The following is a 10,225-nucleotide window of genomic DNA, read 5'->3' as shown; positions in this document are numbered from 1 at the left end:
GACCGCCAAGGCCGGCCCCTACAAGCCCCCTGACGCACTCCTTGTGTTCCTGGAGAACCTCTGAATATGCCGACCTGCGAGGCTCAACTTCCCAACCAGGCCAATGGATCTCAGGCCACCATCGGCATAACCCAGAGGTCGGCATAATCATGGTTGTGCCGATGTCGGCACAACCACGATCTGAGGCACACCCACGCTACGCTCGCCCTCCGAGCGGGTGTGCACCGGAGGGTGGTCCAGGAGCGTCTCGGGCATGCGAACGTGTCCGTCACGCTGGACACGTACTCGCACGTCGACACGGACATGCAGGCCATGGCGGCTGCCCGGGTCTCGGCGCTCGTGACCGGTGAGTCGGAGTGATCCCGGCGGTTCTGTGACCATTCCTGTGACCAGAGGGCCAATTCGGGGGTGTTGAAGGTGCTCCTGCAGGTCGGTGACCTGCACAAACACCGGCAACGACTGGCGGTGGCGGTGGGATTTGAACCCACGGAGGAGTTGCCCCCTCACACGCTTTCGAGGCGTGCTCCTTCGGCCGCTCGGACACGCCACCGCCGGGTAGGTTACCCGACTCCGGGCGGCGTCCGGAAACGGCGCTGCTCGTCGAACCAGCCGGACAGCAGCCGGGTGCAGTCCTCCTCCAGGACTCCGGCGACGACCTCGGGCCGGTGGTTGATCCGGCGGTCCCGGACGACGTCGAACAGCGACCCGACCGCGCCGGTGTCGGCGTTCCAGGCGCCGAAAACCAGCCGGTCCACCCGGGCGAGGACCAGGGCGCCCGCGCACATGGTGCACGGCTCCAGGGTGACCACCAGGGTGCAGCCGGTCAGCCGCCAGCTGTCCAGCCTCTCCGCGGCGGCGCGCAGGGCCACGACTTCGGCGTGCGCGGTCGGGTCGTTGGTCGCCTCACGGGCGTTGTGGCCAGCCGTGAGGACATCGCCGTCCGGTCCCAGGACGACGCAGCCGACCGGCACGTCACCGGACGGCGCGCAGCGGGCCGCCTCCGCCAGGGCCAGCCGCATGGCGGCGTCGTACCGGTGGGTGAGCACAGCGCAGAGGCTAGGGCCTCCGGCGGCGGTGCCCTCAGTCGAGCTCGCGGTCGATGGCCCGCTCGAAGTCCTCGCCGAAGCCGAGCCGGGCCGCGATGGAGCCGAGCATCTCGTCGGGGAACAGCTCGGCGTCCGAGCACAGGGAGGCGATCTCCATGGGTGGCAGCCCGAGATCCTCGAAGATCGTCAGGTCGCCGGCCGGCTGGATCTCGTCCAGCTCGTCGCCCACGGGCATGGGCAGCTCGAGCCGCTCGAGGACCTCCTGGGCCAGCGGCCAGTCCTGCGCCGCCGTGACGTCGGACAGCAGGATCTCCTCGTTCTCGCCGACGACCCGGACGGCGACGAAGAAGTCGTCGGCCACCGACACCATGCCGAGGGACCCGCCCTCGGCCGGCTGCTGGCGCAGCGACAGGACCAGGGCGTCCAGCGAGTCGGTGGCGCGGGGTGGCAGCGCCTGCACCACCCACTGTCCCTCCTCGCGGTAGACGGCCACGGCAAAGTCGGTGGCGGTTCCCTCGCTGTCAGCGGACATGGGCGCATCGTGACACGGTGCGGCCCGTGCGGCCAGGGTCCAGGGGTCCCGAATACGGGCCGCTGGCCACCGGGCCCGGGCACTAGCCTGTGCGCCATGCGCGTCCACATCGCCGACCACCCGCTGGTCGCCCACAAGCTGACCACCCTGCGCGACGAGCGAACCGACTCCCCCACCTTCCGGCGGCTGGCCGAGGAGCTGGTGACGCTGCTCGCCTACGAGGCCACCCGCGACGTGCGGGTGGAGCCCTGCGAAGTGCGCACACCGGTCGGGCCCGCAAGCGGCGTCCACCTGGCCCAGCCGCGCCCGCTAGTGGTGCCGATCCTGCGGGCCGGCCTCGGGATGCTCGAGGGCATGGTGCGCCTGATGCCGACCGCGGAGGTCGGGTTCCTCGGCATGGTCCGCGACGAGAACACCCTGGTGGCCACGACGTACGCGGACCGGCTGCCCGAGGACCTGGCCAACCGGCAGGTCTACGTGCTGGACCCGATGCTGGCCACGGGGGGCACCCTGGTGGCCGCAATCGAGCTGCTCTTCGCGCGGGGGGCCTCGGACGTGACGGCGATCTGCCTGCTGGCGGCGCCGGAGGGCGTCCGGCGGCTGCAGGACACCTTCGGCTCCCGCGCCGACGAGGTGACCGTGGTCACCGCCGGCCTGGACGAGAAGCTCAATGGGAAGGGCTACATCGTGCCCGGGCTGGGCGACGCCGGGGACCGGCTCTACGGCATCGTCTGACTCACGCACAGACCCGTCGTCGACGGGCAGTTGGCGCTAGAGGTTCTTGACCGCGTTGACCACCTTGGTGAGGGAGTCCTTGGCGTCACCGAACAGCAGGGTCGTGTTCGGCCGGTACAGCAGCTCATTCTCGATGCCCGCGAACCCCGGACGCATCGACCGCTTAAGGAAGATGACGTTCGCGGCCTGGTCCACGTCGAGGATGGGCATTCCCGAGATCGGCGTGCCGGGCTCACGCGCGGCCGGGTTGACCACGTCGTTCGCCCCGATGACCAAGACGACGTCGGTGGTGGAGAACTGCGGGTTGACCTCGTCCATCTCCTTGAGCTGCTCGTAGGGGACGTTGGCCTCAGCGAGAAGGACGTTCATGTGCCCAGGCATCCGCCCGGCCACCGGGTGGATGCCGTAGAGGACCTCCACTCCCTTGTCCTGCAGCAGGTCCGCGAGCTCGCGGACCGTGTGCTGCGCCTGGGCGACCGCGAGGCCGTACCCGGGGACGATGATGACCTTCTGCGCGTACGCCAGCAGGATGGCCACGTCGTCCGGCCCGGTCGAGCGCACCGGACGGTCGCCCGCCACAGCGGTCGACCCGGCCATCGAGCCGCCCTTGAGCGCGCCGAACAGCGTCGAGGTGATTGGCCGGCCCATCGCCTTGGCCATGAGCCGGGTGAGGATCGTGCCGGACGCACCGACGAGCGTGCCCGCGACGAGCAGCAGCACGTTACCGAGGACGTAGCCGGAGGCCGCGACGGTGATGCCGGTGAACGCGTTCAGCAGGGAGATCACGATGGGCACGTCGGCGCCGCCCACGGGCAGCACGAACAGGACGCCGGAGAGCAGCGACGCGATCGTCACCACGAGCAGCACCCACAGCGCCGCGGTCCCCTCGCCGGACTTCGTGAAGACGACGACCGAGCCGCCGAGGGCGACCACCAGCGAGGCGCCGAAGAACACGCCGTGCAGCGGCAGCACGACTGGCCGGGTGGTCATGATCTCCTGCAGCTTGAGGAAGGTGACCACCGACCCGCTGAAGGAGATGCTGCCGACAATGACGGTGAACAGCGACGCGACCAGCGCGAAGCCCCCGCCGGTGTGCGGCACCTCCATGCCAGCGACGATCGCGGCGGCCCCGCCACCGACGCCGTTGAAGAGCGCGACCAGCTGCGGCATCGCGGTCATCTGCACCCGCCGGGCCACCGGCACAGCGACCGCCGAGCCGACGACGATGGCGAGGAGGATGAGCACGAGGTGGCTGAGGTCGAACGCGATGAGCGTGCTGACCACAGCGAGCGTCGCGCCGAAGGCACCGAGCAGGTTGCCGTTGCGGGCCGACTTCGGCGATGACAGGCCCTTGAGGGCGAGGATGAAGCAGATCGCCGCGACGAGGTACGCGAGCGAGACCCAGGTGGACGTCATGCCTTCGGCTCCTCACCGCTGGGGCGCGGGGCCGGCTTCTTGCTCTTGAACATCTCCAGCATCCGGTCGGTGACGACGAAGCCGCCAACCATGTTCATCGTGGCCAGCACGACTGCGACGAGTCCGAGTGCGAGCGCCGCGGTGGTGTCCGTCCGGCCGGTCACGATGATCGCGCCGACCAGGATCACCCCGTGGATCGCGTTCGCGCCGGACATCAGCGGCGTGTGCAGTGTCGTGGAGACCTTCGAGACGACCTCGAAGCCGACGAACACCGACAGCACGAAGAAGGTCAGCAGGGCCATGTTCTCGTTCATACCGCCACCCCCTCGCGGACCTCTCCGTCGCGGGTGACCCAGCACCCAGCGGTGATCTCGTCCTCCCAGTCGGGCGTCACTTCACCGTCCTTCACCATGAGCAGCAGCAGGTCCACGACATTGCGGGCGAACAGTCGACTGGCGTCCAGCGGCATCTGCGAGGGGACGTCCTGGCCACCCCAGACGAGCGCGCCGCCGATCTCGACCTCCTCGCCGGCTACCGAGCCCTCGACGTTGCCGCCGGACTCGGCGGCGAGGTCGATGACGACCGAGCCGGGCTTCATGGTCTCGACCATCGCCCTGGTCACCAGCAGCGGGGCGCGGCGTCCGGGCACCGACGCCGTGGTGATCACGGCGTCTGCGGCGGTGATGTACGGCGTGAGCAGCTCGCGCTGCTTGGCCGCCCGCTCCTCGGTCATCTCGCGGGCGTAGCCGCCAGCGGCCTCAAGCGACTCGAGCTCCAGCTTGATGAACTTCGCGCCCATCGACCGGACCTCGTCGGCCGAGGCTGGCCGGACGTCGTACGCCTGGACGACGGCGCCGAGCCGCTTGGCCGTCGCGATCGCCTGCAGGCCGGCCACGCCGGCGCCCAGGATCACGAACTGAGCCGGCGGGATCGTCCCGGCGGCCGTCATGAGCAGCGGCAGGAACTTCGGCAGCCGGTCGGCGGCGACCAGCGCCGCTCGATAGCCGGCCACCAGCGCCTGCGACGTCAGGGCGTCCATGGACTGCGCCCGCGAGATGCGGGGCAACAGCTCCAGGGAGAACGCCGTGACGCCCGCGTCTCGGGCGGCGGCCACCCCGGCCTGGTTGGCGGTGGGTGCTGCGAAGCCGACCGTGACCGCGCCGCGCCGCAACCGGGCGATCTGCTCCGGCTGAAGAGGCGACACGTGCAGGACGGCGTCCGCGTCGGCCAGCACGTCGCCGGCACGGACCTGCGCGCCGGCGGCCTCGTAGTCGGCGTCCGAGATCCGGGCGTGACGCCCGGCCCCTGACTCGACGACGAGCTCCACGCCGGAGCGCAACAACTTGGGGATGGAGTCCGGCATGGCGGCCACACGGCGCTCGCCAGCTCGGACTTCTGCGGGGACGACGACTCTCACATCGGCACCGTAGTGGTACGCCCCCCCAATCGAGACGGGACCCTAGTCCCGACCCGGTCCCGGGGTCAGGGACGGGACCTTCGTCCTGACAGGATGCGGTCCGTGGGCCTGGGCAGCGAGCTGGCGCGGTTCGGCGCGATGCTCGCCGCCGGGTTCGTGGCCGGCGGGATGAATGCCATCGTCGGGGCCGGCACCCTGGTGACCTTCCCGGCGCTGGTGGCTCTGGGGGTGCCACCGCTCACCGCGAACGTCTCGAACACGGTGGGCCTGCTGCCCGGCTCGGCCGCGGGAGCCTACGGCTACCGTCGCGAGCTGGCCGGACGCCGGGCGGTGGTGAGCCGGCTCGGAGTGCTGGCCGCGCTCGGCGGGGTCACCGGCGCCGTCCTGCTGCTGGCGCTGCCGGCCTCGGCGTTCGAAGCGATCGTCCCCGTGCTCATCGTGCTGGCCGCCGGGCTGACCGCCGTCCAGCCGTGGGTGGCGAGGCGGGTCGCCGCCAGGGGCCCCCGTCCGGCGCACGGCGGGCCGGTGCTGGCCGTCGGCGTGTTCGTCACCGGGGTGTACGGCGGCTATTTCGGCGCCGCCCAGGGGGTGATCCTGATCGCCCTGCTCGGCGTCTTCCTGGGCACCGACCTGCAGACGGCGAACGGCGTGAAGAACGTGCTGGCCGGCGTCGCCAACCTGGTGGCCGCCGTGCTGTTCATCGCCCTCGCCCCGGTCGACTGGGCGGTGGCGCTCGCGGTGGGTGTGGGCGCCACGTTGGGCGGCACGGTCGGCGCCCGCTACGGTCGACAGCTGCCACAGCGAACCCTGCGGATCATCATCGTGGTGGTGGCCGTGGTCGCCGCCATCCGGCTCTCGGTGGCCTGACCCCGGGGTCAGTCCTCCAGGTGGGTCTTCAGGCCCTGGGCGATGCCGGCAGTGAACCGGTTGAGCACCCTTCGTCGCAGAAACCCCGGGGCCGGCAGGCCGTGGTCGACCTCGAGGGTGAGCGTCACCTCGGTGCTGCCGTCGCCAAGGTCGCGCAGGTCGAACCGGCCGTTCTGGGCCTTCATCATCCGCGCGTCGACGAGCGACCACGCCATGGCGTCGTCCGCGTGCTCGTACTCCAGGGTGTAGGTGTCTGAGCCCACCCCGGTCACCATGGTGAACCGCGCGGTGGCCGGGGTGCCGTCCTCGTACTCCTCCAGGACGTCGGACTCGTGGATCTCCTTGACCCAGTGCTCCTGGCTCTCGACGTCCCGGACCGCGGCCAGCACCTCGTCGAACGGCGCGTTCACCACCACGGTCACGACGCTGCGGTCGGTCGGCATGGACCGACCCTACGACCCCCCACCCAGGTCGACGATCGCCGCCACCGGGCCACCCCCGGGCGGCCCCTGGTGAACGGCGGACACCGAGACGAACACGGCCGGGTCTCCCGTGACGGCCGCGGTCACCCCACCCACGCAGGACTTGATCTGCCGGTACCAGTGCACGTCCGAGTCGTCGAGCATCGCGTTGCGGCGCCCGCGGACCTCCCCGCTGGGGTCGGCCTCGCACTTGAGGAAGACATTCACCAGCCGCCCGTCGAGGTCGCTCCAGTGCGGCCGCTCGGGCAGGTCGAGGCCGGCGTCCTTGATCGCCGACCAGATGCCGTCCTGGTCGAGCGCGTCGCGCATGACGCCGTGGCCGATCCGGTAGCGCCCACCGACGCCGCGGGCGTTGCCGACCACGACCACCTGGGCCCGGTCCAGCTCGACGCCCGAGGAGCAGGACGCCACCGCCGAGTACAGCCCCCGGTTGTGCAGCACGTCGGCGTCCGTCGGCATCTCGATCTCGCCGAGGGCCTCCGCGATGCCCAGCGCCGTGGTGCCGTTGGACAGGTCCATGGACTCGTGGGTCTGCTCGGTCCACACCGACTTGCCGCGGCTGCGCGCGTCGCGGATGGTGTGGATGGTGAGCAGCGGGGTCTTCGTCTGCACGTAGTGGACGTCGGTCGGGTCGGTGATCCCAGCCCGCTCCATGGCCACCCGGACCGCGGCCGCCACCTTCTCGATCATGGCCACCCGGCCGATGTCCTCGGGCAGCAGCTGGTCGCTCATGGCGAACCCGACGGTCAGCCGCGGCTTGTCGGTGGCCACGGCCCGGTCCGCCGGCAGCGTCGCGAAGATCGTCGCGTGCGGGGAGATCACCCCGTCGGTGCCGCCAGACCACACGATCGGCACCTGCATGGCCTGCTCCATGGTGCGGCTGCCCTTGGCCACAAGCACCTCGCGGAAGGCCCGGTCGGCCAGGATCCGGGTGTAGTCGTTGACACCCCCGTTGCCCTCGGTCTTGCCGATGACGGCGATCACCCAGTCGGCGTCGAGCACGCCGTCGTCGATCAGCCCGGTCAGGCCGGACGCGTCCGTCACGGTCAGAAGCGGAACCTTGCGGACCTCGATGGGCTCGGCCACGGGGGGCACCTTTCGGTTCGGTTCGGTACTCAGAGGGACTCTGCGATCAGGATGCCGCCTGGACGACGGTGCCGACGGTGCCGTCTGCATCGTCCACGGCGGCGGCGATGAGGTCGAGCGAGGTGATCACGCTGCGCCAGCCGCCGGACTCCACGAAGCGCAGCGCGGCCTCCACCTTGGGGCCCATCGAGCCGCTGGCGAAGTGTCCCTCGGCGGCCAGCGCGCGCAGCTGCGCCGGCGTGACCCGGCCGAGGGGCCGGGCCCGCTCGGTGCCGAAGCCGACCATGGCGGCCTCGACGTCGGAGGCGATAACCAGCAGGTCGGCCCGGAGCCGCTGGGCGAGCAGCGCGGCGGCGAGGTCCTTGTCGATGACCGCCTCCACGCCGCGCAGCGACCCGTCGGCGTCCCTGCCGACCGAGATCCCGCCCCCTCCGGCCGCCACCACGACGAAGCCGGCCGCGATCAGCGCCTCGGCCGCCCCGGCGTCCAGGATCTCCCGCGGCTGGGGGGAGGCGACCACGCGGCGCCAGCCCCGCTCGCCGCGGTCCTCCCACGTCTGGCCCAGGGCGACGAACCGCTTCGCCTCCTCGGCCGGCAGGAACCGCCCGATCGGCTTGGTCGGACAGGTGAACCCCGGGTCCGCGGCGTCCACGAGGGTGCGGGTGACGAGCGCAGCAGCGGGACGCCGCACCCCCCGGCGGCCAAGGGCAGCTCGAGCGCGTCGAGGATGGTGAACCCGACGGTGCCCTGGGTCTGCGCGCCGCACCAGTCCAGCGGGACCGGCGGGACGACGTGCGCGGCCAGCTCGTTCTTGACCAGCAGGTTGCCGACCTGGGGCCCGTTGCCGTGGGTGAGCACGACCTCCACGCCGGCGGCGACCAGGTCAGCGACGCGCTCCATGGCGCCCGTGATGGCGACTCGCTGGGCCGCCGGGGTCGCGCTGCCGTCGGCGCCGGTCATGGCGTTCCCGCCGAGCGCGACCAGCACGCGCCGCGAGCCGTCGCCCATGCCCCCTGCTTCCCGTCGGTCGGTTCGCCCGTTCGGCCGCTCCGGATCCGGCTGCCGATCCGTCCGGACTCTAGGGAGCCGAACAGCCGCCAGCACGGGCGAGGAGTGCCCGGGCGGGCCCAGCGCGTTGGTCAGGATCCGCCACCCGGGCGGCGAGCAGGAGAGCCCGGAGAAGGGGCGCACAAATCGCTCCTAAGGCACCGCTAAAGCCCTTCCCCGGCCGCCGTCGAGGTGTCCTCATGGGTGTCACCACCCACGCACCAAGGGAGAACGACATGAAGCGCACGCACCGCATCGTGGTCACCGCAGCGGCCGCCACGAGCGTCCTCGGCGGGGCCGGGGCAGCCCTCGCGGCTGTCCCCACGACGTCCCCCACGACGGCGGGCGGCAGCTCCACCTCGTCGGCGAGCGGCTCGGGCGAGAAGGAGTCGCTCAGCGCACAGCTCGCCGACCTCGACCAGCAGATCGCCGCGCTCAGCGGCAGCCTGTCGAGCACCAGCAAGGCCTACGAGGCGCAGCGCGAGGCCGCCGAGAAGGCCGCCGCGGCCGCCGCAGCCACCGCGCCGCCGCCGACGACGACGACGACGACCACCCCCGTGGCACCCGCCCCGGTCGCCCAGCCGGCCAAGCCCCAGGCGCACGCCACCACCGGTGCCAGCTCGAGCAAGGGTGACGACGAGCACGGGGGCAGCGGCAGCAGCGAGCACGGCAGCGCGGATGACTGACCGCCGGGGCAACAAGGCGCGCTGGTCCGCGGCGGCCCTGCTTGCGCCCGTCGCCGCGGGCCTGTTCACCGGGACCGCCGCGTGGTCGGCTACCCACGACCCGCATGCCTCGTCCGCAACGCCGGTCAGCACCCCGACACCGGCTCCGACGAAGACCGGCGACCCGCAGCTGGCGGCGCTCGAGCAGGCCGTCGCCCGGAGCAAGGCCCAGCTCACCGCGCTGCAGACCGCGCTGACCCAGCTCAACGCCAAGATCGCGGCGCCGGTGGCGGCCGGTACGGGCAGCACCGCCGTCCGGTCCACGTCGAAGTCGACGGCCGGCTCGCCCGCCCGCTCGGCGGCACCCGCGCAGAAGGCGGCCACGCCGACCCGCACCACCACCGTCGCGGCGACCCCCGCTGCACCATCGCCGGCCCCCGTCACGCACACCACGACGGGGGCGTCCGGGGCCAAGCCGTGAGCAGCACGTTGCACGGCTCGGACCTCACCACGACGTTCCGGGCCATGGCCACGGAGGTCTCGGTGCGCGTGGTGGAGCCTCGGGAGGGAGCGGCGAACGCCGTCGGGCGGGCACGGGCCGTGTTCGCCGCGGTGGAGACCGCGTGCACCCGGTTCAACCCGGACAGTCCACTGATGCGGGCCAACGCCCGACCGAGGGAGTGGCACCAGCTGCCGCCCGAGTGCTTCGACGCGGTCACCGAGGCCGAGCGGGCCCATCGGGAGACGATGGGTCTGTTCGACCCCCGGGTGCTGCGCACCCTGGAGCGCTGGGGATACGACCGGACGCTGGCGTTCGAGACGACCGAGGTCGCCGTCCAGCCCGGCGCCCCCGCCGGGCGGCACAAGCGGCTGCCGTTGGCCACCCGCCGGCCCTGGCGGCCGGGTCTGGACCACGACGGCCGGGCGGTCCG

At 72.0% G+C, this 10,225-nt stretch carries 13 protein-coding genes, 1 tRNA gene and 1 pseudogene; 6 read left to right on the top strand and 9 right to left on the bottom strand.

Features of this window, described 5'->3' with window-relative positions; all coding sequences use genetic code 11:
* Positions 1-153: 153 nt before the first annotated feature.
* Positions 154-360, top strand: coding sequence for a tyrosine-type recombinase/integrase (locus VIM19_10615; protein ID HEY5185334.1), 207 nt, complete (start codon positions 154-156; stop codon positions 358-360).
* A gap of 100 nt (positions 361-460) precedes the next feature.
* Here the strand turns inward: VIM19_10615 and VIM19_10610 are convergent.
* The 3 genes from VIM19_10610 to VIM19_10600 all read right to left on the bottom strand — a co-directional run bounded on the left by VIM19_10610 (position 461) and on the right by VIM19_10600 (position 1,578).
* A tRNA-Ser gene (locus tag VIM19_10610) sits at positions 461-550 on the bottom strand.
* Positions 551-560: 10 nt separating this feature from the next.
* Entirely contained in the window at positions 561-1,019 is a 459-nt protein-coding gene (gene tadA, locus VIM19_10605) for a tRNA adenosine(34) deaminase TadA (protein HEY5185333.1), read from the bottom strand.
* Between the two features lie 61 nt (positions 1,020-1,080).
* Positions 1,081-1,578: a tRNA adenosine deaminase-associated protein gene (locus tag VIM19_10600; protein HEY5185332.1), complete on the bottom strand. Its 498-nt coding sequence runs from the start codon at positions 1,576-1,578 to the stop codon at positions 1,081-1,083.
* Between the two features lie 96 nt (positions 1,579-1,674).
* Between VIM19_10600 and upp the strand changes: the two genes are divergently transcribed.
* Positions 1,675-2,313 (top strand): uracil phosphoribosyltransferase, encoded by a 639-nt coding sequence (upp, locus tag VIM19_10595; protein HEY5185331.1) that lies wholly within the window; start codon positions 1,675-1,677, stop codon positions 2,311-2,313.
* A gap of 36 nt (positions 2,314-2,349) precedes the next feature.
* On the opposite strand, the gene VIM19_10590 is transcribed toward upp, so the two are convergent.
* From VIM19_10590 to VIM19_10580, 3 genes are read right to left on the bottom strand one after another with little or no spacing between them, the layout of a single operon-like run.
* Entirely contained in the window at positions 2,350-3,729 is a 1,380-nt protein-coding gene (locus VIM19_10590; protein ID HEY5185330.1) for an NAD(P)(+) transhydrogenase (Re/Si-specific) subunit beta, read from the bottom strand.
* Positions 3,726-4,043: an NAD(P) transhydrogenase subunit alpha gene (locus VIM19_10585; GenBank protein ID HEY5185329.1), complete on the bottom strand. Its 318-nt coding sequence runs from the start codon at positions 4,041-4,043 to the stop codon at positions 3,726-3,728. Before VIM19_10585 ends, VIM19_10590 begins: the two co-directional genes overlap by 4 nt.
* Complete coding sequence (locus tag VIM19_10580) at positions 4,040-5,146, bottom strand: NAD(P) transhydrogenase subunit alpha (protein ID HEY5185328.1); 1,107 nt, start codon at positions 5,144-5,146, stop codon at positions 4,040-4,042. Before VIM19_10580 ends, VIM19_10585 begins: the two co-directional genes overlap by 4 nt.
* A 102-nt stretch (positions 5,147-5,248) precedes the next feature.
* On the opposite strand from VIM19_10580, the gene VIM19_10575 reads away from it, so the two are divergent.
* Entirely contained in the window at positions 5,249-6,013 is a 765-nt protein-coding gene (locus VIM19_10575; protein HEY5185327.1) for a sulfite exporter TauE/SafE family protein, read from the top strand.
* Positions 6,014-6,021: 8 nt separating this feature from the next.
* Here the strand turns inward: VIM19_10575 and VIM19_10570 are convergent, their stop codons facing one another.
* From VIM19_10570 to arcC, 3 genes and pseudogenes are all read right to left on the bottom strand, one after another.
* Positions 6,022-6,456 (bottom strand): SRPBCC family protein, encoded by a 435-nt coding sequence (locus VIM19_10570; GenBank protein ID HEY5185326.1) that lies wholly within the window; start codon positions 6,454-6,456, stop codon positions 6,022-6,024.
* A 9-nt stretch (positions 6,457-6,465) separates the two neighbouring features.
* Entirely contained in the window at positions 6,466-7,581 is a 1,116-nt protein-coding gene (locus VIM19_10565; GenBank protein HEY5185325.1) for a ring-opening amidohydrolase, read from the bottom strand.
* A gap of 46 nt (positions 7,582-7,627) precedes the next feature.
* A pseudogene (arcC, locus tag VIM19_10560) lies at positions 7,628-8,589 on the bottom strand (carbamate kinase).
* A 239-nt stretch (positions 8,590-8,828) separates the two neighbouring features.
* Here arcC and VIM19_10555 point away from each other — a divergent pair.
* The 3 genes from VIM19_10555 to VIM19_10545 all read left to right on the top strand — a co-directional run.
* Positions 8,829-9,314 carry a hypothetical protein gene (locus VIM19_10555; protein HEY5185324.1) on the top strand — a complete coding sequence of 162 codons (486 nt, stop codon included), beginning with the start codon at positions 8,829-8,831 and terminating at the stop codon, positions 9,312-9,314.
* Positions 9,307-9,774 (top strand): hypothetical protein, encoded by a 468-nt coding sequence (locus tag VIM19_10550; GenBank protein ID HEY5185323.1) that lies wholly within the window; start codon positions 9,307-9,309, stop codon positions 9,772-9,774. Before VIM19_10555 ends, VIM19_10550 begins: the two co-directional genes overlap by 8 nt.
* Positions 9,771-10,225: FAD:protein FMN transferase (locus tag VIM19_10545; protein ID HEY5185322.1), on the top strand; the 455-nt coding region annotated here is incomplete at its 3' end. The genes VIM19_10550 and VIM19_10545, both read left to right, overlap by 4 nt.

This window comes from Actinomycetes bacterium, assembly GCA_036510875.1.
Classification (GTDB): domain Bacteria; phylum Actinomycetota; class Actinomycetes; order Prado026; family Prado026; genus DATCDE01.
This window is presented reverse-complemented; position numbering and strand designations above follow the sequence as displayed.